The sequence below is a fragment of the Glutamicibacter sp. BS14 genome (assembly GCF_056934375.1).
The window spans coordinates 3,209,754-3,229,114 of the sequence record NZ_CM167801.1; the positions used below are offsets into that span (position 1 = coordinate 3,209,754).

General features: G+C 60.1%; 22 protein-coding genes. 10 read left to right on the forward strand and 12 right to left on the reverse strand.

Features of this window, described 5'->3' with window-relative positions; all coding sequences use genetic code 11:
* Positions 1-182: 182 nt before the first annotated feature.
* From AC1Z36_RS15185 to AC1Z36_RS15200, 4 genes are read right to left on the reverse strand one after another with little or no spacing between them, the layout of a single operon-like run.
* Positions 183-1,085, reverse strand: coding sequence for an ABC transporter substrate-binding protein (locus tag AC1Z36_RS15185; protein WP_332487882.1), 903 nt, complete (start codon positions 1,083-1,085; stop codon positions 183-185).
* Entirely contained in the window at positions 1,082-1,813 is a 732-nt protein-coding gene (locus tag AC1Z36_RS15190; protein ID WP_105658183.1) for an ABC transporter permease, read from the reverse strand. The genes AC1Z36_RS15185 and AC1Z36_RS15190 overlap by 4 nt, the downstream gene beginning before the upstream one ends.
* On the reverse strand, positions 1,810-2,496 hold the full coding sequence (locus AC1Z36_RS15195; RefSeq protein WP_105658184.1) for an ABC transporter permease: 687 nt from the start codon (positions 2,494-2,496) through the stop codon (positions 1,810-1,812). Before AC1Z36_RS15195 ends, AC1Z36_RS15190 begins: the two co-directional genes overlap by 4 nt.
* Positions 2,493-3,320: an ABC transporter ATP-binding protein gene (locus tag AC1Z36_RS15200; RefSeq protein ID WP_105658185.1), complete on the reverse strand. Its 828-nt coding sequence runs from the start codon at positions 3,318-3,320 to the stop codon at positions 2,493-2,495. Before AC1Z36_RS15200 ends, AC1Z36_RS15195 begins: the two co-directional genes overlap by 4 nt.
* A gap of 221 nt (positions 3,321-3,541) precedes the next feature.
* Here AC1Z36_RS15200 and AC1Z36_RS15205 point away from each other — a divergent pair, with 221 nt between their 5' ends.
* Entirely contained in the window at positions 3,542-3,832 is a 291-nt protein-coding gene (locus tag AC1Z36_RS15205; RefSeq protein ID WP_332487877.1) for a hypothetical protein, read from the forward strand.
* A 91-nt stretch (positions 3,833-3,923) separates the two neighbouring features.
* Here AC1Z36_RS15205 and AC1Z36_RS15210 read toward each other — a convergent pair whose 3' ends face one another.
* Both AC1Z36_RS15210 and dapA read right to left on the reverse strand, forming a co-directional pair.
* Entirely contained in the window at positions 3,924-5,630 is a 1,707-nt protein-coding gene (locus tag AC1Z36_RS15210; protein ID WP_105658187.1) for a ribonuclease J, read from the reverse strand.
* A 19-nt stretch (positions 5,631-5,649) separates the two neighbouring features.
* Positions 5,650-6,561 carry a 4-hydroxy-tetrahydrodipicolinate synthase gene (gene dapA / locus AC1Z36_RS15215; protein WP_332487875.1) on the reverse strand — a complete coding sequence of 304 codons (912 nt, stop codon included), beginning with the start codon at positions 6,559-6,561 and terminating at the stop codon, positions 5,650-5,652.
* Here dapA and AC1Z36_RS15220 point away from each other — a divergent pair.
* On the forward strand, positions 6,560-7,801 hold the full coding sequence (locus AC1Z36_RS15220; protein WP_483561440.1) for a heparan-alpha-glucosaminide N-acetyltransferase domain-containing protein: 1,242 nt from the start codon (positions 6,560-6,562) through the stop codon (positions 7,799-7,801). The two genes, dapA and AC1Z36_RS15220, sit on opposite strands and share 2 nt — an antisense overlap.
* Before the next feature lie 57 nt (positions 7,802-7,858).
* Here AC1Z36_RS15220 and AC1Z36_RS15225 read toward each other — a convergent pair whose 3' ends face one another.
* Together AC1Z36_RS15225 and dapB are read right to left on the reverse strand one after the other, a co-directional pair.
* Positions 7,859-8,311: a tetratricopeptide repeat protein gene (locus AC1Z36_RS15225; RefSeq protein ID WP_133832973.1), complete on the reverse strand. Its 453-nt coding sequence runs from the start codon at positions 8,309-8,311 to the stop codon at positions 7,859-7,861.
* Positions 8,308-9,066 (reverse strand): 4-hydroxy-tetrahydrodipicolinate reductase, encoded by a 759-nt coding sequence (gene dapB, locus AC1Z36_RS15230; RefSeq protein WP_105658191.1) that lies wholly within the window; start codon positions 9,064-9,066, stop codon positions 8,308-8,310. The genes AC1Z36_RS15225 and dapB overlap by 4 nt, the downstream gene beginning before the upstream one ends.
* 195 nt (positions 9,067-9,261) lie before the next feature.
* Between dapB and AC1Z36_RS15235 the strand changes: the two genes are divergently transcribed.
* Complete coding sequence (locus tag AC1Z36_RS15235; RefSeq protein ID WP_105658192.1) at positions 9,262-9,672, forward strand: hypothetical protein; 411 nt, start codon at positions 9,262-9,264, stop codon at positions 9,670-9,672.
* Positions 9,673-9,787: 115 nt separating this feature from the next.
* Complete coding sequence (locus AC1Z36_RS15240) at positions 9,788-10,498, forward strand: alpha/beta fold hydrolase (RefSeq protein ID WP_181148897.1); 711 nt, start codon at positions 9,788-9,790, stop codon at positions 10,496-10,498.
* Positions 10,499-10,568: 70 nt separating this feature from the next.
* Here AC1Z36_RS15240 and AC1Z36_RS15245 read toward each other — a convergent pair whose 3' ends face one another.
* From AC1Z36_RS15245 to AC1Z36_RS15255, 3 genes are all read right to left on the reverse strand, one after another.
* Positions 10,569-11,939: a M16 family metallopeptidase gene (locus tag AC1Z36_RS15245; protein ID WP_332487865.1), complete on the reverse strand. Its 1,371-nt coding sequence runs from the start codon at positions 11,937-11,939 to the stop codon at positions 10,569-10,571.
* Positions 11,940-12,116: 177 nt separating this feature from the next.
* Positions 12,117-12,611: a hypothetical protein gene (locus AC1Z36_RS15250; RefSeq protein ID WP_146112930.1), complete on the reverse strand. Its 495-nt coding sequence runs from the start codon at positions 12,609-12,611 to the stop codon at positions 12,117-12,119.
* Between the two features lie 28 nt (positions 12,612-12,639).
* A complete protein-coding gene (locus tag AC1Z36_RS15255; RefSeq protein WP_105661860.1) occupies positions 12,640-13,131 on the reverse strand; it encodes an S-ribosylhomocysteine lyase in 492 nt (163 codons plus the stop codon).
* A 121-nt stretch (positions 13,132-13,252) separates the two neighbouring features.
* Between AC1Z36_RS15255 and AC1Z36_RS15260 the strand changes: the two genes are divergently transcribed.
* The gene (locus AC1Z36_RS15260; protein ID WP_483561441.1) at positions 13,253-13,813 is read left to right on the forward strand and encodes a phosphorylase family protein; all 561 of its coding nucleotides are present in this window, start codon (positions 13,253-13,255) and stop codon (positions 13,811-13,813) included.
* Between the two features lie 74 nt (positions 13,814-13,887).
* Positions 13,888-14,760 carry a PaaX family transcriptional regulator gene (locus AC1Z36_RS15265; protein ID WP_483561442.1) on the forward strand — a complete coding sequence of 291 codons (873 nt, stop codon included), beginning with the start codon at positions 13,888-13,890 and terminating at the stop codon, positions 14,758-14,760.
* 73 nt (positions 14,761-14,833) lie between these two features.
* Here the strand turns inward: AC1Z36_RS15265 and AC1Z36_RS15270 are convergent, their stop codons facing one another.
* Entirely contained in the window at positions 14,834-15,253 is a 420-nt protein-coding gene (locus tag AC1Z36_RS15270) for a RidA family protein (RefSeq protein WP_483561443.1), read from the reverse strand.
* Positions 15,254-15,398: 145 nt separating this feature from the next.
* Between AC1Z36_RS15270 and AC1Z36_RS15275 the strand changes: the two genes are divergently transcribed.
* The 4 genes from AC1Z36_RS15275 to AC1Z36_RS15290 are packed head-to-tail and all read left to right on the forward strand — an operon-like array spanning position 15,399 to position 19,336.
* Complete coding sequence (locus AC1Z36_RS15275; RefSeq protein WP_483561444.1) at positions 15,399-16,259, forward strand: fumarylacetoacetate hydrolase family protein; 861 nt, start codon at positions 15,399-15,401, stop codon at positions 16,257-16,259.
* Positions 16,260-16,300: 41 nt separating this feature from the next.
* Positions 16,301-16,783: a cupin domain-containing protein gene (locus AC1Z36_RS15280; protein ID WP_483561445.1), complete on the forward strand. Its 483-nt coding sequence runs from the start codon at positions 16,301-16,303 to the stop codon at positions 16,781-16,783.
* The gene (locus tag AC1Z36_RS15285) at positions 16,780-17,670 is read left to right on the forward strand and encodes an acyl-CoA thioesterase (protein ID WP_483561446.1); all 891 of its coding nucleotides are present in this window, start codon (positions 16,780-16,782) and stop codon (positions 17,668-17,670) included. The genes AC1Z36_RS15280 and AC1Z36_RS15285 overlap by 4 nt, the downstream gene beginning before the upstream one ends.
* A gap of 34 nt (positions 17,671-17,704) precedes the next feature.
* The gene (locus tag AC1Z36_RS15290; RefSeq protein WP_483561447.1) at positions 17,705-19,336 is read left to right on the forward strand and encodes an AMP-binding protein; all 1,632 of its coding nucleotides are present in this window, start codon (positions 17,705-17,707) and stop codon (positions 19,334-19,336) included.
* Positions 19,337-19,361 lie beyond the last annotated feature (25 nt).

The following is a 19,361-nucleotide window of genomic DNA, read 5'->3' on the forward strand; positions in this document are numbered from 1 at the left end:
TCCTCTGCCAACAGAGCTAAACACTAATGAGAATCATTATCAATTGTCAAAACGAGCAAGCCACGGAATACCCCTCAGCCAAGCCGCTGCCGTTTCCGGACAAGGAAAAGCAGCCGCACTGCCCGTCATTGCGTGGGCGGTGCGGCTGCGGTGAAGCTATGTTCTTATGCTGGCTTGCCGGGCTACAGCCCCTCGGAAGTCAGCCATGCCGAAGCGATGTCGGCGGCAGACTTCTTGTCCACGGTGCTCTGCACGTTGAGGTCCACCAGAACCTGCGCTGTCAGTTTTTCGCTGACCGGATTCAGGACTTCTGCCAATTTCCCGGATTGATCAGCGGCCACCAATGGCACCACATTCGATGCCAGGAATAGCGACTTCGGGTCCTCAAGGACTACCAAGTCCTCCGTCTGGATCCGCGGATCCGCGGTAAAGACGTTGGCGACATTCACCGTGCCGGCGGCCAGGTCTTCAACGGTCGTGTCGCCAGTTGCCGAGAATTCGGCCTTGACGCCATATGCGCTCTCCAAGCCCTGGGGTCCATAGGGGCGTTGGGCCAATTCAGGCGGGCCGCCCACGGTCAAGGGTTCGGAAATGCCGGCCAAATCCTCGATGCTCGCGACCTTATTGGCTTCAGCGAATTCCTTGGTCACCGTGTAGGAGTCCTGATCCGAAGCTGGCGCGGCTTCGAGCACGGCCAATGATTCCGGCAAGGATTCCTTCAGCTCGCTGTACACCTCATCGGCGGAGCGTGCTTCGGTGTCTTCCTTGTAGAACTGCAGCAGGTTGCCGGTGTATTCAGGGAAGACATCAATGCTCCCGTCTTCCAACTGCGGCATGTAGGCATCGCGCTGCCCGATGCTGAATTTCCGTTCCACTTCCATGCCGGCTCCTTCAAGCGCCTGGGCATAGATCTCAGCAACGATTTCATTGGAATAGTAGGCCTGCGAACCGACAACGATCGATTCTCCCCCCTCCTGGGCAGCATCGCTTTCGGTGGCCAACGGATCCGCACCGGAGCATCCAGCAAGTGCGAGGCTTCCGGCCAGCACGAGAGCACTCGTGGACAAAATCTGCTTGATTTTCATGACATTTCCCTTTCGCGGGTGATTGAGTCATCGGTATCTTGGAAAGTCTTCTTCTTTGAGGGCACGCCCAGCCCGCGGGGTACTGCCGCTTTCTGGGCGATGGCAAATGCCAAATCCAGCACCAAGGCCAGCGCGGCAACCATCAAGGCGCCGCCCAGGACCATGTCGAAGCGCCGCAGGTTCAGACCGGTGATGATGGGCAATCCCAGGCCGCCGAGATTCACGTAGGCGGCAACAGTAACGGTGGCGACCACTTGTAGCACTGCGGAGCGGATCCCGCCTACGAGCAGCGCAAGTCCCAGTGGGATCTCGACTTTGACGAGGATCTGCCATTCGGTCATCCCCATGGCCCGGGCAGCATCGATGGTCTTGCGGTCAATTGCTTCGAAGCCGGTATAGGCTCCGGCCAGCAGTGATGGAATCGCCAGCACGACGAAGGTCAGCATGGCCGCTTCTGGCTTGTGCAGTACCCCCAGAAGCAGCACCAGCAGAATCAGCAGTCCGAAGGATGGCACCGCACGCGCAACGCCGGCCAGCCCGACGGCCAATTCCCTTCCTCGCCCCGTATGCCCAATGGCCCACCCCGCAGGGATGGCAATCGCGCTAGCAATCAGCACAGCAACCACCGTGAACAGCAAGTGCTGCCCCAGCAAGCTAGCCAGTCCCCCATCGCCCTGCCACTGCTCGGGAGCGAAGATCCACGCCAGCGCATCGGAAATCAGATTCATGAGGACACCTTCTGCGTGGATGGCTGCGCTGCAGTTCGTTTTTGCCTGGTGCTCGTTGCAGCCCAAGGCATCAGCCAACGGCCGGCCAGGAGCAACAACAGGTCAACGAGCAACGCGATCGCTGCCACCGCGATGATCCCCGCCAGGACTTCTTCAATGATGCGACGCTGCAGACCGTTGGTGAACAGGTAGCCCAAGTTGGTTACCCCGACCAGGATGCCGACCGTTGCCAGCGAGATGGTGCTGACCGCTGTCACTCGCAATCCAGCCAGAACTACGGGACCGGCCAAGGGAAGGTCGACAGCGAAGAAGCGGCGTGCCGATCCGTAGCCCATGGCAGTTGCGGCCGACCTGGTCGCCGGGTCCACCGAGTTCAGCCCATCGACCACGCTGCGCACCATGATCGCTATCGCGTAGATCGCCAAGGCGAGAATGAGATTGGCTTCGCTGATCGCGCTCATCCCGGTGAGTACGGGCAGGATCATCAGCAGAGCCAGCGAAGGGATCGTGTAGAGCAATCCGGTGATGCTCACGACCGGTCCGCGCACCAGTTTGTAGCGCCAGGCCACCCAACCCAGCGGAATCGACAGAACGAATCCGAGAATGATTGCTATCAGGGACTGGCGCAGGTGCTCCAGCGATAGCGAACCAATGAGTCCGAGATTTTCCAGGACCCAGTTCACTGGACAGACCCATCCTCGACGAGCTTGCCTTGAGTCCGGCCTTGCGCATCAACCAGGACGGTTCCGTGCTCCGTCTGCTTCAAGCTCAGCGCCCGTGCCCCACGCTGCGCGCCAATGAAGGAGGCGACAAAATCATTGGCCGGATTTTCAATGATCTCGCTGGGGCTGCCGACCTGGAGCTTCTGTGCGCCCGCCGCCAGAATTACCACCTGGTCCCCCAGGAGGAAGGCTTCATCAATATCGTGGGTGACAAAAACAATGGTCTTATCGAGTTCTCTTTGGAGACGAAGCAATTCTTCTTGCAGCTCGGCGCGAACGATAGGGTCCACTGCGCCGAAGGGCTCGTCCATGAGCAGGATGTTCGGATCGGCGGCCAGCCCGCGTGCCACGCCAACGCGTTGCTGCTGGCCTCCAGAGAGCTGATGCGGATACCTGTCGGCCATGGAGCCGGCAAGCCCAACCGTGCCCATCAGTTCCAAGGCACGCGCTCGTGATGCCTTGCTCGTTTCACCCATGAGCCGCGGCACGGTCGCAATGTTCTGTGCGACAGTGAAATGAGGCAGCAGGCCGGAGTTCTGCATCACGTAGCCGATGCTGCGGCGCAGGCCCACCGCCGGCTTGCTGGCGATGTCCTCGCCGTCGATACGGAGCGTACCGCTGCTCGGATCAACCATGCGGTTGATCATCCGCAGCAATGTTGTCTTGCCGCAGCCTGAGGAACCTACGAAGACTGTGGTGCGGTGTGCCGGAATTTGCAGGCTGAAATCCTTGACGGCAACGGTGCCATCCGGATAGTGCTTGGAAACGTTATCGAACTCAATCATGCACATTCCTCCACAGCGGCTTCGATCCAACCCATTGGGTGATGCCCGGGCATATTTCGTCTCCTTGAGCTGGCGTTGAGCCCAATTCTGCCTTAAAAGTGCTGTGACAGCACCAGATGTCCGGGAAATAGCCAGTTTCAGGCTGCGTGGTGGTTCCCGGTTTCCTTCGGGAACATCGGTAGAGTCAGTGAAAATCATCTTTACTGCATTTGGAGAAGACCTTGCGCATACGCTCAATTGGCATCGCGACAGCAACCTTAATCGTTGGCGCCCTGGCACTCTCATCACCGGCACTCGCTGGCCAGCAAGACGTCGCCCCATCCGGTGATTGGGACAGCTCAGTGTCCATGGAAGCCCGCACCGGCGAGGTGCTGGAGCAGATCGATATGGACCAGTGGGATTCGGTCGTCGTAGTCGACGCGCAAACAGGGCAAATCCTGCCGCACAGTCCCGCCCCGGCAATCGAGCTCGATGACTCGCCAAGTCCTGCATACCTGGGCTTCTTTGGCTGACGCTTGAGCTGTGACGCACGGCTTGCGGGCGCTTGCCCATAAAAAATATTGCCTCGAACCTTAATTGGTTCGAGGCAATATTTTTGGAAGCCTAGGCTTCGAGCACTACAGGAACGATCATTGGGCGGCGACGCAGCTTGCGCGATACCCACGAGCCGATCACGCGGCGCGTGATCTGCTGCAGCTGGTGCGTGGAGTGGTTCGGGTTGTTGCCCACCGCTTCCATAATCGCAGCTGCGATCTTCGGCTTGATCTCGTTGAAGACCGAGTCCTCTTCGGCTACACCACGTGCGTGGATGTCCGGGCCGGAGATGATCGTGCCGTTCTGGCGGTTGATCACGGTGATGACCGAGATGAAGCCTTCTTCACCCAGGGTGACGCGGTCCTTCAGGTCATCATCGGTGATGGTGCCGACCTTGGAACCGTCAACGTAGACGTAGCCGCATTCGACCTGGCCAACGAGCTTTGCTACGCCGTCCTTCATGTCGATGACCGAGCCGTCGTCTGCCAGCAGCACGTTGTCCTCCGGGACACCGGCCTGCGCGGCCAGGCGGCCGTTGGCAATCAGGTGGCGGGTTTCGCCGTGCACCGGAAGCACGTTCTTCGGGCGCAGGATGTTGTAGCAGTAGAGCAATTCGCCAGCCGATGCGTGACCGGAAACGTGGACCTTGGCCATGCCCTTGTGGATGACCTCGGCACCCAAGCGCATCAGGCCGTTGATCACGCGGAAGACCGAGTTCTCATTGCCCGGGATCAGGCTGGAGGCCAGGATGACGGTGTCGCCCGGGTTGATCTGGACCTTGTGCTCGCCGTTGGCCATGCGGGACAGTGCAGCCATCGGCTCGCCCTGCGAACCGGTGGACATCAGCACGACCTTGTGGTCTGGCAGCGAATCGATCTGCTTCAGGTCGACCAGGACACCCTGTGGCACTTCGAGGTAGCCCAAGCGTTCGGCGATGCCCATATTGCGCACCATCGAGCGGCCGATGAAGGCCACCTTGCGGCCGTGCACCGCTGCGGCGTCCAGAACCTGCTGCACGCGGTGGACGTGCGAGGAGAACGAAGCGACGATGATGCGGCGGCGGGCGCGCGCGAACTTGGCCTCGAGTACCGGGCCGATTTCGCGTTCGGCAACGGTGAAGCCCGGAACTTCGGCGTTGGTGGAGTCCGGCAGGAACAAGTCCACGCCTTCCTCGCCCAGGCGCGCGAAGTGGCGCAGGTCGGTGATGCGGCCGTCAAGTGGCAGCTGGTCCATCTTGAAGTCGCCGGTGTGCAGCACGGTACCGGCTTCGGTGCGCAGGAATACTGCCAAGGCATCCGGGATCGAGTGGTTCACAGCTACGAACTCGCATTCGAAGTTGCCAACCTGCGCGATCTCGCCCTCCACCACGATATTGGTGTTGGCCTTGATGCGGTGTTCTGCCAGCTTTGCTTCGACGAAGGCCAGGGTCAGCTTCGACCCGTACAAAGGGATGTCTTCGCGCAGGCGCAACAGGTACGGAACAGCACCGATGTGGTCCTCGTGGCCGTGGGTCAGCACGAGGCCCACCACGTCGTCCAAGCGGTCCTTGATGTAGGAGAAGTCTGGCAGGATCAGATCCACGCCAGGCTGGTGCTCCTCGGGGAAGAGCACGCCGCAGTCGATGATCAACAGTTTCCCGTTGAGTTCGAAAACGGTCATGTTTCGGCCGACCTCGCCCAAGCCGCCGAGGGGAACAATTCGCATTGTTCCCTTCTTCAGCTTCGCCGGAGTCTGCATACGCGCAGCGTCAGCCTTGCCTACTGAACTCTCAGTCATATGTGGTTAGTCCCTTTCGTTACAGATCCCATCCACCTTCACGTAGGTCCGCGCGGATGGCATCGAGCTCTGCGTCCGACGGTGCCAACAGCGGCAGTCGGACGACGGTGTTCGGCAGGACACCCTGCCAGTGAAGTCCATATTTTGCGGCTACGGCGCCCTGAATGTGGCCCATGATGCCGCGCTGGATCGCGTCCAGCTCAAAGTGTGTGGTGCGTGCAGTCGCCAGATCTCCTGCATGCATTGCATTAACAAGCGTACGGTACTTAGCGGCCGCAACGTGAGCGGTGACCGAAACCACGCCGACAGCACCTGCCGCCATCAGCGGCAAAGTCAGCCCATCGTCGCCGGAGTACACGTGCAGATCGGTTGTGGCCAGCACGGTGGTGGTGGACTGGTAATCCGCCTTGGCGTCCTTCAGGGCAATGACCTGAGGAATCCTGGACAGTTCAATGATGGTCTCGGGCGCCAGCGCGATGCCGGTGCGTCCCGGGATGTCGTAGAGCATGATGGGCAGCTCAACGGCCTCGGCGATGGCCTTGACGTGGGCGATGACGCCGGCCTGGCTTGGCTTGTTATAGTAGGGGGTGGTCAACAGCACACCGTCTACGCCCGCTTCCTTGGCAGCCAGCGAGAGCTTGATGGAATGGCGGGTGTCGTTGGTAGTGGAACCGGCCAGCACTGCGGCACGGTCCCCCACCGCCTTGGCGACGGTACGGAACATCTCGATGTTCTCTTCATCGGTCAGGGTCGAGGTCTCGCCGGTGGTGCCGGTGACGACCAGTCCGTCGCAGCCATCATCAACCAGCTTCGTTGCCAGTTTGGCAGCCATCGCGTAATCGACTTCACCCGCTTCATCGAAGGGTGTGACCATAGCGGTCAGCACGGTACCGAACGGGTATGCCTGATTATCAATTGCACTTGTAGCCATGGCATTAAATCTACACTCGCGCATGTTGCAATGGCATCCCCCGCGCAATTCGTGGTGCGATGATTCCATGAACGATTTGGGTAGTTCCCAGCGGTTGCTGGGCGTGGACGCGGCACGGCTTGCCGCCATCCTCGGGATGTTCGCCGCGCACATTTTCGCGCTCTATGAAACCAGCGGCGCACCCGCCTACTCCCCAACATTTACCGGGACTTTCGCCTCCGGCCGAGCATCTGTCCTGTTCATGGTGCTGGCGGGTTTATCCCTGGTTCTGCTCTCGAAATCCTTGGCTCGAAAGGGCTTTTCCCACCCTAAGGTTTACTCAGTCCTTGTGCTGAGAGCATTAATTATTGCCGTGCTCGGAATGGCAATTGGGTCAGTAAATGAAGCCATCGCAGTCATTCTTGTCCACTATGGGCTACTGTTTCTATTGCTTCCACTGGCGCTGAAGCTGTCGAGAATAACCATTTGGGTAGTCTCGGCCCTTTGGCTGCTGCTTATGCCGGTTCTTTGGCGACCGCTTGCCAGCAACTGGATTGCGGACTCGCTGGGCCATAATCCGAGCTTCGGCGACATTCTCACCCTGCAACTGCTCCTCAAGGATCTAACGGTCACCGGATACTACCCATTGATGGTCTGGTTCGGTTTCGGCCTTCTTGGAATAGCCATTGCAAGATGCAACCTGCACAGCACGAGGACCGCGAGTCTGCTTGCATTGGGCGGTTCGATTATCGCGGCGGCAACCCAATGGGTGGGCCATTCGGTGAGCATGCAAAATGCCGGGCTCATAGCCCGTGAACTGGGCCTGGAGGTATCCCTCGTTCCCACAATGATCACCACCGGGCGTTTGCCGGGCGCCAACCTGGATCCATTCCTGGACAATCCAGCCTATCTCTGGCTGCCGACCGGTCACAGCAATTCTTCGCTCTCAACGCTGCACAACGCCGCCTGCGCTGTCGCTATCATCGGCCTGCTCCAGCTGATCATTGGTCGTCTGGGTGCGCTCGGCCGGATTCTGGCTGGCGCCGGCCGGGCCCCGCTGACCCTGTATGCAGGGCACGTTATCTTGCTGCCGGCGCTGAAAGAGCACTTGGACCCAATGGCCATTTGGTGGGTTCTCTGTGCAACGACGGCCGTCTTCGGAATTTGGCTTGGCTTCAGCAAGGCCTCTGGCCCTTTGGAATATGGCGTCCGGGTGCTTAGCGGAGCTGACAGCACCCCCGAGACGAAGAGCAAATTCTAGAGCGATGGCCCGGACTCTCGTGAGTCCGGGCCATCAACAGGATGCTGCTTTATGCAATTACTGGCTGACCTTCTGGTCTGCTCGCCAGAATTCGATCGCAGTACGCATGGATTTGCGGGCGCGCGGCTTGTCACCGCAGGCTTCATACGCCAGTGCCAGACGGTACCAGGATTTCCATGATTCCGGGTTCTCTTCCACATCCTGCTGATGGATAGGGAAATCAGCGTCGGCGGCCGAACGGAGGAAACGTCCCGACGGCATGCGGGGAAGATCCTCTGGCAGCTCACCTGAGGCGGCCAAGGACTTGCCCATTTTCTCAGTGCGCAGCCCGAAGAGCACCTCGCGAATGAGGATCCAGACGCACAGTGCAGGAATAACCAGGATTGCAATGCCCATGACCTGCGCGACCAGTTCCCCGGTTTTCAGCAGACGGATCGCCTGGGTGAAGGTCATTCCAATGTACAGCGCGAACAGCAGCAGAATGCCGCCTACCCAAAGTTTCGTTTTCACTGGCCCAGCTCCAGGAAGCCATCAAGGCCATAGGTCAGGCCCGGGCGGGAGCCAACAGTACGCAGGCCCAGGAGGACGCCTGGCATGAACGAGGCACGGTCGAAGGAATCATGGCGCAAGGTGAACTGCTCCCCCGGGCCGCCAAAGAGCACTTCCTGGTGGGCTACGAGGCCGCGCAGGCGTACCGAATGAACGTTGATTCCATCGACGACTGCGCCACGGGCGCCATCGAGCTGGGTCTCGGTAGCGTCCGGGCTCGCGGGGACTCCAGCGGCTTCACGCGACTTCGCGATCAGTTCAGCGGTACGCACCGCGGTGCCGCTAGGCGCGTCCACCTTATTCGGGTGGTGCAGCTCAATGATCTCTACGGATTCGAAGTACTTGGCGGCCGTAGCCGCGAAAGCGCTGGCGAGCACCGAGCCCAGGGCGAAGTTGGGCGCAATCAGCACACCTGCCTGCGGATGCTTGCCCAGCAGCCCTTCCAAATTCGCGCGGCGATCATCATCCCAGCCAGTGGTGCCAACCACTGCATGAAGCCCGTTCTCGACGGCAAAATGCACATTGGCCTCGGTGGATGCCGGCACAGAAAGGTCAACGATGTGCGTTGCTCCGGCTTCAAGGATCTGCGACAAATCGTCGCCTCTTCCCAAGCTTGCTACCAATTCCATGTCTGCAGCCTCAGTTACGGCCTTGACCGCTTCCGAGCCCATTCGTCCGGCCGCGCCGAGCACGGCCACCTTGATCTGTGCACTCATGGGCTTAAGCCTATCGCCCTGCAGGCACCTGCCTTGCCAACGATTACGTGATCCCACGCGAGTTTTGCAGCGAATACCCTGAGGCGATTTCCCAGATATTTGCTTCTGCTTGTTCCCTACGGCCAGCCCAACTTGTTTTGCCTAGCAAATAGGGGAAAAATATGTGTCAGGAGTCTCCAAGTAGTAAGCAGGGCCATGGGTCAGAAAATTAAGCGCTTTGGTTTCGGCATCGGCGCAACGCTTGTCGCGACCTTTGCAATCACTTCCTGCGGTTCAGGCGATGAACCGATCACCCTGTCCGATGACGAGCGAGCAACTATTACTGATGTCGTCCAAGAACAGGGAACGGTCATCGATTCGCCGACTTGCCAGGTTGAGGTTTTCCGTATCGAGGACTCCACGACCTACGGCTGGGCTACTTGCGCACCCGATAGCCAGGACTCGGCGGACACCGCTGCCCAGGCGGATGCCTTCCCATTCCGCATTGACGGGCAGGAACTGCGCCGTCCAGATGACGGTTCCAAATACGAGGAAGGCGTGCAGGAGCTCTTCCCGGAAGACCTTCGTTCCGCTATTACCCAGCATTCGACCGGGGCGGGCGGTTAATTCCTTTTTGCCTGTCTCGCCATTTCAGGTGAGCGTGCCGATTTTCCCTACCGATAGTGTGTGCGCACTTTTCGCACGATGAAAGGCTGGCGTGCGCCACGATTACTTTGGGCAATTGCCCGAATCCCTCAGGACCAGGCTTTCGGTTCGTGTCGCGGGCCATGGCCCCGACGTGGTGCTGATTCACGGGCTCGGAGCATCCAGCCGCTATTTCACTCCGCTGGCCAACATCTTGGCTAAGAAGTATCGAGTGATCGTTCCCGAGCTTCCAGGCCACGGCAAGAATCTGGATGATGGCCGCCCGGTGACCGTACCGCGTTTCGCGCACGAAGTAGCATTGGCGTTGCGCGAGCTGAAGGTCGAGAATGCTATCGTCCTCGGGCATTCCATGGGCGCGCAGGTTTCCATTGAGCTAGCTCGCGCGTGGCCGGATCTGGTCAAGCACCTGGTCATTGCGGCTCCTGCGGTCAACGACCGTGAAGCGACGCTCTTCAGGCAGGCACGTCGGCTCTTTGAAGATTTCCCGCACGAGTTGAACTCGGTGAAGGCGATTTTGCTGGTGGATTACCTGCGCTGCGGCATCCCGTGGTGGGCCAAAAGCTGCGCCCAGATGCTGGACTACTCCACCGTTGATTTGCTCCGTACGGTCCAGTGCCCGATTGATGTCGTGTGCGGCACCCGGGATCCGCTGTCTCCACCCGAGTTCGGTCTTCGCCTGGTCGCAAGAACACCGCAAGCCAAGCTCACCGTCATGCGTCATGGTGCGCATGGCTTCAATTTCTCTCATGCGCCCGAGCTTGCAGCGCTAGTAGATGCCGCGGCATGACCCAGAGAAAACGGCGATGCCCCTAGAATCGAAATCCTCGGATTCGATTCCAGGGGCACGGCATCCAGCTCTAGAGGCCTAAGTCGGCTTCACTTTCAAACGGTCCCACCACGGTGATCACTCGATCCTTGGAGGCCAGTTCCTGGGCCAGATCCTGAACTTCCTGGGCCGTGACGGCATTGACGCGAGACAGTGCTTCGTCGATGTCCTGGAATTCTCCGGTAATCATTTCTGCCCGGCCCAAACGGGACATGCGGCTTCCTGGATCCTCCAGTGCCAGCACCGTTCCACCAGATAGCTGGCCCTTGGCCTGCGCCAATTCAGTTTCGGTGATGCCGTCCTTGGCCAACCGATCAAGCTCGGCCCCCAGCAGCCCGATAACCTGAGCAGCCTTAGCCGGGGCGCAGCCCGCGTACATGCCAAAGTAGCCGGCATCGGTGTAGGCGGCGGAGAAGGAGTAGGTCGAGTACACCAGTCCACGCTTCTCGCGAATTTCCTGGAACAACCTTGAGCTCATGCCGCCGCCGAGAACAGCGTTCAGCACTGCGAGAACCTGACGGCGGTCATCATGTCCGGTGATGCCGGAGCATCCCATGATGATGTTGGCTTGCTCGCCCGGACGGTTGATTACTTCCAGCCCGGCCTTCGAAGTGATCTGCGCTGGTTCACCCATGCGGCGTGGTTCTGGCACAGCCATCGGGTCCAGTTCCCAGCCTGCTTCGGTCAGCGCCTTGAGAAGCAGCTCGCACAGCTTGTCGTGCTCCAGGGATCCGGCGGCAGTAACAATCAACTCGCTTGGGCGGTAGTGCGCACGATAGTGCTCCATGACTGCCTCGCGGGAGATCTCCATGATCTCTTCAGGAGTTCCTCCAATGGGACGTCCCAATGGGTGATCGCCCAAGACATTGGCAACGAACCGCTCGTGGGCGACATCCATCGCGTCATCTGCATCCATGGCCAGCTCTTCGATGATCACCCCGCGTTCCTGTTCCAATTCCTGCGGGTCGATAACTGCAGAGGTAACCATGTCGGCGATGACCTCAAGGGCCATTGGCAGCTCCGTGTCCAGGACGCGGGCGTAATAGCAGGTCGATTCCTTGGCGGTGGCTGCGTTTGATTCGCCGCCCACGGCATCGAAGGACTGGGCGATTTCCAAGGCAGTGCGCTTGGCAGTGCCCTTGAACAGCAGGTGCTCCAGGAAGTGCGTGGAGCCGAAGTGCCCTGATTCCTCGTCGCGGGAACCGACCGGTACCCAGAAGCCCACTGTGGTGGACCGCTGTCCGGGCATCGCTTCTGTCAGGACTCGTACGCCACCGGGCAGGATGCTGCGCCGGACTTCAGAGCCGCCTTCGCCTCGGTGGACCAACGTCGGGTCCGCCGGGTCAATCGGAGAAAACTGCGTGGTCTCCACCGAATGCAACGGCAATGGAATCATGGCCACGAATATACGTCCTTAAGTCGTCGAGAATAGCCATTTCAAGCTAAGTACACTGTCTTTCATTCTCCCATAGAACCGCGGTTTGAAAGCAATAGCTCAGTGGTGACGGAGCCATCACATTCTGGGAAATTACGCGATCGGACCGCGACTGCGGCAATACTCACTAGCTCGGTTGGTGGGCTAAGTTGCGTCGAGATATCCGCGTTTCTCGGCGTCAGCGCACACTGGGGTCTGCCGTCCTGGGTCACTTGAAGCGCAGGCTAGATAAACAGTGTTCGCTGCATTTTCTGTGCTCAATTCCGGATATCCCATTGATCCGGGATTATAGGAGACGGCAGTGCTCCACTCATCGAGGTTCTTGCAAGCATTGAGCGCCATTTTCTCTGCTTCGCTAATCTTAATTTGCGGCGTTTCATGATCAGACCAGGCTTCGTTCTGCTTTTGAATTGCCGACTGGCATTCCTCGCCGATATTAGATGTCCTAGCCGCATCGAAATTCTCGCATCCGCTGATAGCTAATGCCACGGCGCGCAGTGCTGCAGCTAAGAAGTGAACTCTGCGCATAGTCTCCATGCTACCGACGGGATCCTGCAAGTTGGCGAATCGGCGGCCATCATTTCCTTTCGGCGAAGGGACAACAAAGCAAGAAAATCCCGCACGTTCCAAACGGAACACACGGGATTTCCAGATCTCAAGCTATTGCTCAGGCAAGCTTGGAACGATCGAACGCATCAAGGCTGATGCCCTGCTCCAGGACGACCTTGGCCCACTCGCGAGCAGAGTGCAGGGAATGGTCGCGGTAGTTGCCACAGCTTACGGCTTCGGTTCCTGGAACATCTTCCCAGGTAACCTTCTCCGCGATATCTTCCAGCGAGCTCTTGATCGCAGCGGCGACGACCTCCGGTGTCGGCTCGCCCCACAAGATCATATGGAAGCCGGTGCGGCAGCCAAATGGGGAGAAATCGATCAGGCCATCGATGCGGGTACGCAGCAGACCAGCCATGGTGTGCTCGATGGTGTGCAAACCTGCCGTTGGAATCTCACCGTGGTTCGGCTGCACTAAACGGATGTCGTAGTTGGAGATGGCGTCTCCCTTGGGACCGTGCTCCACCCCGATTTTGCGCACATACGGCGCCTTGACCTTGGTGTGGTCCAGTGCAAAGCTTTCAACTTCAGCAAGTTCAATATCACTCATATGCAAAGTCTATCTGCTCACCGTCTGGCGAATCGAGAGCTTATCGAAGGAGGTAACCGATAGACTTCTTAGGACGTTCGGGGCAGCAATTCCCGAACTGATTTCTTTAGAGGGGAAGTTCATGTCGGACCAGAAGTCCTTGCTCGTCTTTGCGCATGCAGACGAAGCCCTAGCCTTTGCAGATGTCGAGCACCTGATTTCTGGTGTTGGCAAGGTCAACGCGTCGGTAGCCTTGGCTGGCGCGCTTGCTGAAGGCAACATCAAAAACGTCGTCGTGCTTGGCACCGCTGGAGTTGTTGGCCATGCCGGTGAAGACCGCCCGAGCTTGGACACTATTTACCAGATCACCAAACTGATCCAGCATGATTTCCCGCTGCCATCGGCAGATGTGGACCCTACCGGCGCCATCCTGCTTCCTGATTTCCAGGTCACCATGGCTACCGGCGACGTGTTCGTCTCGAATGATGAGCAGCGTATCCACATCAAGTCCTTGGGCGCTTCGTTGGTCGATATGGAAGGCTACGCCTACGCAAGCATCTGCCAACGCTTCAACGTGCCGCTGCAGATCTTCAAGATCCCTTCCGATTACGCGGATGATTCGGCGTCGATCGACGAATGGGATGATATCGCCAAGCAGAAGAGCGTCCAGCTGCGCGAGTTCTACGACAAGCACCTGGGGTAGCAGACTGCCGCCGGGACCTTCCACCGAAGGTTAGCTCTAGAATTGAAACACCAGCAGCGAACGGAGATTGTTCCATGACAGCACAGGCAAAACCACACGTCGGTGCAGCAGAGCTCTCCATGCCCCGCCACCACCAGCTGATCGTTTCGCTTTTCGGCATGCATGCCCGCCAGCACGGCGGCGCCTTGCAGGTGGCGGCAATCATATCCCTGATGCAGGACGTGGGAGTCGAGCCTGCAGGCACTCGTTCCTCGATTTCCCGATTGAAGAAGCGCGGCATCATCGACAGCGTGCAAGTCCGCGGTCGCAACGGATACTCGTTGTCCGAATCGGTGCTGACCACCTTTGGCGAAGGCGACGAGCGGATTTTCCATCCACGCCGCGCAACGGCCGAAGACCGCTGGCTGCTGGCAACCTTCACGGTCCCCGAAACCCAGCGCAACATCCGGCACAAGATCCGTTCCTCCCTGGTGCGCATGGGTTTCGGTTCGGTGGTCCCCGGGCTCTGGATTGCACCGGAACATGCCAAGGATCCTGCCTTGGCCTACTTCGCCCGGCACGGCCTGGACAAGTACTTCGAGTTCTTCCTGGCCGAGCACATCGGCGGCGCGCAGCTGCGCGAGAACCTGGATTCCTGGTGGGATTTAGGGACCCTGGAAGCTATGTACTCCGAATTCCTGAAGGAGAACCAGGGACGGTTGGAATTCTGGAAGGAACGCGCCGGCACGCAGCACAGCCCTGAGATCGATGCCCAGGGCTTCGCGGACCATCTGGTCCTGCTTACCCAGTGGCGCCGATTCCCCTATTCCGATCCCGGGTTGCCGGCCGAGCTGCTCCCGGAGGATTGGAACGCGTTGAAGGCTGAAGCGCTGTTCAAGGACCTGCATACGCTGCTGTCGCCACTGGCTTCGCGCCATGTACAGCGGGTGATCGGCGAGCAACGCTGATCTTTGCGCCTCGACCGATAGGAACAGGGCTGCGAAACCAATTGGTTTCGCAGCCCTGTTCCGCATCCAGGGACTAGTTGCAGTCCTGGATGACAGCCACGCCCTGGATTTCAATCAAGGCTTCCTGCTGCCAAAGCCGGCTTACCCCGATCCCTGCCATCGCAGGATATTCCGAACCGGCCATCTCGCGCCAAAGGCGCCCGATTTCCCTGCCATGGGCCATGTAATCATCCACATCGGTCAAGTAAATGGTCACGCTGGTCAGGTCCTCGGGGCGGCCCCCGGCTTCAACCAAGGTGGTCAGCACGTTGGAGAATGCCTGCTTGAACTGTTCCACGATGCCGCCGGGCACGATCTTCATATCCTTGTCCAGAGCGGTTTGCCCGCCGAGGTAGACCGTATCCCCCGCCTTGACTCCGTGGGCATAGCCAGAGGGCTTCGCCATGGATGCGGGGTTGATTGTCTCGTTGCGGTGCAACTTGGTTTCAGTCATTTCCTACTCCTTGTACCGGGTGCATGAAATTTGCCCCAATTGGCTCTAGCGCCATCTTTGTGATGCGTGCTACATTGAGCTTACGTGACGGCGGTAAAAAAGTCGACACATAGCTTTTCACCCAACTGACAAAGGGAATCCACACATGAAACTCGCAACGATCCACGCCGGCGGGAAGAGCCTGGCGGCAATCCAGACCGATCAGGGATATCTGCCCCTGCCAGCTGGCGATCTCAGCGAGTTCCTCAAGCACCAGGACTGGAAAGCAATCGCCTCCGAAGCCCTGGAATCCAGTACCGCAGGCGATCTTATCCCCGCGGAGCAGGCCCGGCAGCTTAATCCGCTGCCAGCGCCCGCCAAGGTGATCTGCTGCGGGCTGAACTACAGCGACCACATCCTGGAAATGGGAAGGGAACTGCCCGAATATCCCACATTGTTCGCAAAGTTCGCCGACACCCTGGCAGATCCCGACGCCGAGATTTCCAGCGCTTCCTCCGCCAATGTCGACTGGGAAGCTGAATTGGCAGTAGTGCTTGGTTCAGATGCATGCTCAGCGTCCTTGGAAGAAGCCCAGGCCGCCATTGCCGGATACACGGTAGCCAACGACGTCTCGATGCGCGACTGGCAGCGCCGGACCCTGCAGTGGTTCCAAGGCAAGGCCTTCGACGGCACCACTCCCCTGGGTCCCGTGCTGGCCACGGCAGATGAGATCGACCCGGTGGCCGGCGCGGAGGTCATCTGCCGCATCAACGGCGAGGAAGTGCAACGCGGCAACACCTCGACGCTGGTGTTCTCCGCGGCGCGGCTGGTCAGCTACATTTCCGAATTCACCACGCTGCGTGCCGGGGACATCGTGCTGACCGGGACCCCCGGCGGAGTCGGAATGGGCATGGTTCCGCCTCGCTTCCTCGCTGACGGGGACCGGCTCGAAACCGAAATCCCTGGCATCGGCATCCTCTCCAACAGGTTCCGGCTCCGAGTGAACAGCCCGGCCCTGTCCCAATGACCATCAGCAACATCCCTCTACCGAAATTGAAGGAGCACACCATGACCGAAGCACCCATAACCTACCGCACCGAAGGCGACAATTCGATCTATGCCTCGGAAAATGGCCAGGTTGTCCCCGTAGTCACCCGGGCAGGATCCGAGGACACCAACACCGCCCAGTCCGGGGACTGCATCCGCGTCTCGGGCGTCAGCATCCAGCACACGCCCGCCACAAAGATCTGGTTCGGCCAGGTCTCCAATGTCCCGGGCTACCGTTCCCTCCCCCACCACCATGGTGAAGCGGAAACCGGCGGCTACGTGCTGCGCGGCCACGGCCGGATCTACTTCGGCGAGAACTACGAGCAGTACGCCGACATGAAGGCCGGCGACTGGGTCTTCGTCCCACCGTTCATGCCCCATGTCGAGGCCAACATGTCGGTCACCGAGGAACTGGTGTGGCTCACCGCCCGGACCCCGGAGAACATCGTGGTCAACCTGCCCGATGTCGCCGACGAAACCTTGGAAGGATACCGCCGAGCATGAGCACCACAGCATTGTCCGCCCAGGTCTTCCTGGACGCCATCAACCTGGCCGAATGCGCTGCGGAGGTCTTCGACCAGGCGTTCACCGCCATCCCTCAGTACGTGCCCTGGCCCAAGGCCTACGGCGGCGACATGGTCGCCCAGGGCGCCCTGTCACTGATGAAGTCGGTAGGCACCGACCGCAAACTGCACTCCATGCACTCCTACTTCCTGCGGCCAGTGGATATGCACCAGCCGGTCCGCTACGAGGTGGAGCACCTGCGCGATGGCCGCGGCTACTCCACCCGCCAGGTGCGCGCCTTCCAGAACGGCAAGCCGGTCTACTGCGCGCTAGGCTCCTTCCACGTTCCCGAAGACGGGGCCGAATTCGCGCTCGATGCCCCCGGCGCTTCGCTGGACCTGGATCCGCAGTCCCTGGCCAGCGCCGCCGAGGCCCTGCAAGGCGTGGAGGGCGACGCCGCCAAGTACTGGGCCGGCGGCCGCAGCTTCGACATGCGCCATGTTCCCGAAGCCATCTACCTTCCCGGCGAGCGCGAAAAGACCGGCAGCCAAGCGGTCTGGATCCGAGCCTTCTCACCGCTGCCCGATGATGCGGTGATCCAGAAGGCAGCCTTGGCCTATGTCTGCGATTACACCATCCTGGAGCCGATCATGCGCGGCCTCGGGCTGAGCTGGGGCGATGAGGGCCTGGTGACCGCCAGCTTGGACCATTCCATGTGGTTCCATCGCGAGGGGCGCATGGACGACTGGGTGCTTTACGCTCAGGAAGCCATTTCGAGCCAGGACAACCGCGGACTGGCCATCGGGCGCTTCTATGCCCGCGATGGCAAGCTGCTGGCCACCGTAGCCCAAGAAGGAATGATCCGCCCCGGGCGGAACGCCAACTAGGACTTCCCACCGAACCTGCCAACGGAGTTGCCTTATGGAACTTTCACCTTCTGCACATGTCGATATCTTTACCCGCGACCATCTTCCATCCCCCGAATTGTGGCCGACGCTGGAATTCACCTTGCCCGAGCTGCAGTACCCGGACCGGCTCAATGCCGCCGAAGTGCTGATCGACCAGTCCGTCGAGAAGTTCGGCGCCCAGCGCACGGCGCTGCTGGCCCCCGATGGCACCAGCCTGAGCTACGGGCAGCTGCTCAAGCGGGCCAATCAGGTAGCCCAGGTGCTGGTCGAGGACTATGGCTTGGTGCCGGGCAACCGGGTAATGCTGCGCGGTCCGAACAACGCATGGCTGGTGGCCTGCTGGCTCGGAGTGATCAAGGCCGGCGGTGTTGTGGTCACCACGATGGCTGCCCTGCGCGCTGCGGAAATCTCCAAGCTGGCCACGCTGACCGGCCCGGTGGCGCTAATCACCGACCACCGCTTCGCCGAGGACGCACTCAAGGCCAGCGGCGGCAGCTACCCTGTGATCAGCTACGGCGGCACGTCCCGCGACGACCTGGCCCAGCAGGCAGCAGGCAAATCCGGCGAATTCGCCGCGGTGGCCACAGCCGCAGATGATGTGGCATTGCTGGGACCGACTTCGGGAACCACTGGCGTCCCTAAGATCACCATGCATTTCCACCGGGACATCCTGGCCAATGCGGACACCTTTGCCCGCTACATCCTGGAACCCACCAAGGACGATGTCTTCGCCGGTTCCCCGCCGCTGGCTTTCACCTTCGGACTGGGCGGGCTAGTGGTCTTCCCCTTCCGCTTCGGCGCCAGCTCGCTGCTGACCGAACGCGCCACCCCGGTGCAGTTGGCCGAGCAGTCCCACGCGGCCGGGGCAACCATCCTGTTCACCGCCCCCACCGCCTACCGGGCCATCTTGAAGAACGGCAAGGCCGACCTGCTCAGGCCCCTGCGCGTGGCGGTCTCCGCCGGCGAGCACCTGCCTGCCGACACCTGGCACCATGTCAGGGAGGCAACCGGGCTGGAACTGGTCAACGGCATCGGTTCCACCGAAATGCTGCACGTGTTCGTCTCCGCCGCCGGCAAGGACATCAAGCCGGGAACCACAGGCAAGGCCATTCCCGGTTTCCGCGCCACGGTGCTGGATGCCGAGGGCAACGAAGCCGCGGCCAACGAGCCGGGGCGCCTGGCGGTTATCGGACCGACCGGCTGCCGCTATCTCAATGACCCGAGGCAGCGCAATTACGTCGAAAGCGGCTGGAACATCACCGGGGACATCTTCTCCCGGGACGAGGACGGCTTCTTCACCTACCAGGCGCGCAGCGACAACATGATCGTCTCTTCCGGATATAACATCGGCGGCCCGGAAGTCGAGCAAGCCCTGGACCAGCATCCCGATGTGCTGGAAAACGCGGTGGTCGCCCGCCCGGATCCGAACCGCGGATCAATCGTCTGCGCGTTCGTGGTTCTGGTCGAAGGCGCCGAAGCCGATGAGGCGAAGACCAAGGAATTGCAGGACTTCGTCAAAGCCACGATTGCCCCGTACAAGTACCCGCGGGAAATCCGCTTTGTCACCGAGCTGCCGCGCAATCCCAGCGGCAAGCTGCAGCACTTCAAGCTGCGCGAGGCCTTCAATGGCTCCCCGGTCGCATAAACTCCCCAGATATTTTTCGGGCCCC

Coding starts and splice junctions, on each gene's coding strand:
- AC1Z36_RS15185 (WP_332487882.1), bottom strand. CDS start 1,085: ATGAAAATCAAGCAGATTTTGTCCACGAGTGCTCTCGTGCTGGCCGGA.
- AC1Z36_RS15190 (WP_105658183.1), bottom strand. CDS start 1,813: ATGAATCTGATTTCCGATGCGCTGGCGTGGATCTTCGCTCCCGAGCAG.
- AC1Z36_RS15200 (WP_105658185.1), bottom strand. CDS start 3,320: ATGATTGAGTTCGATAACGTTTCCAAGCACTATCCGGATGGCACCGTT.
- AC1Z36_RS15210 (WP_105658187.1), bottom strand. CDS start 5,630: ATGACTGAGAGTTCAGTAGGCAAGGCTGACGCTGCGCGTATGCAGACT.
- AC1Z36_RS15220 (WP_483561440.1), top strand. CDS start 6,560: ATGGCATTAAATCTACACTCGCGCATGTTGCAATGGCATCCCCCGCGC.
- dapA (WP_332487875.1), bottom strand. CDS start 6,561: ATGGCTACAAGTGCAATTGATAATCAGGCATACCCGTTCGGTACCGTG.
- dapB (WP_105658191.1), bottom strand. CDS start 9,066: ATGAGTGCACAGATCAAGGTGGCCGTGCTCGGCGCGGCCGGACGAATG.
- AC1Z36_RS15235 (WP_105658192.1), top strand. CDS start 9,262: ATGGGTCAGAAAATTAAGCGCTTTGGTTTCGGCATCGGCGCAACGCTT.
- AC1Z36_RS15255 (WP_105661860.1), bottom strand. CDS start 13,131: ATGAGTGATATTGAACTTGCTGAAGTTGAAAGCTTTGCACTGGACCAC.
- AC1Z36_RS15260 (WP_483561441.1), top strand. CDS start 13,253: ATGTCGGACCAGAAGTCCTTGCTCGTCTTTGCGCATGCAGACGAAGCC.
- AC1Z36_RS15265 (WP_483561442.1), top strand. CDS start 13,888: ATGACAGCACAGGCAAAACCACACGTCGGTGCAGCAGAGCTCTCCATG.
- AC1Z36_RS15270 (WP_483561443.1), bottom strand. CDS start 15,253: ATGACTGAAACCAAGTTGCACCGCAACGAGACAATCAACCCCGCATCC.
- AC1Z36_RS15275 (WP_483561444.1), top strand. CDS start 15,399: ATGAAACTCGCAACGATCCACGCCGGCGGGAAGAGCCTGGCGGCAATC.
- AC1Z36_RS15280 (WP_483561445.1), top strand. CDS start 16,301: ATGACCGAAGCACCCATAACCTACCGCACCGAAGGCGACAATTCGATC.
- AC1Z36_RS15285 (WP_483561446.1), top strand. CDS start 16,780: ATGAGCACCACAGCATTGTCCGCCCAGGTCTTCCTGGACGCCATCAAC.
- AC1Z36_RS15290 (WP_483561447.1), top strand. CDS start 17,705: ATGGAACTTTCACCTTCTGCACATGTCGATATCTTTACCCGCGACCAT.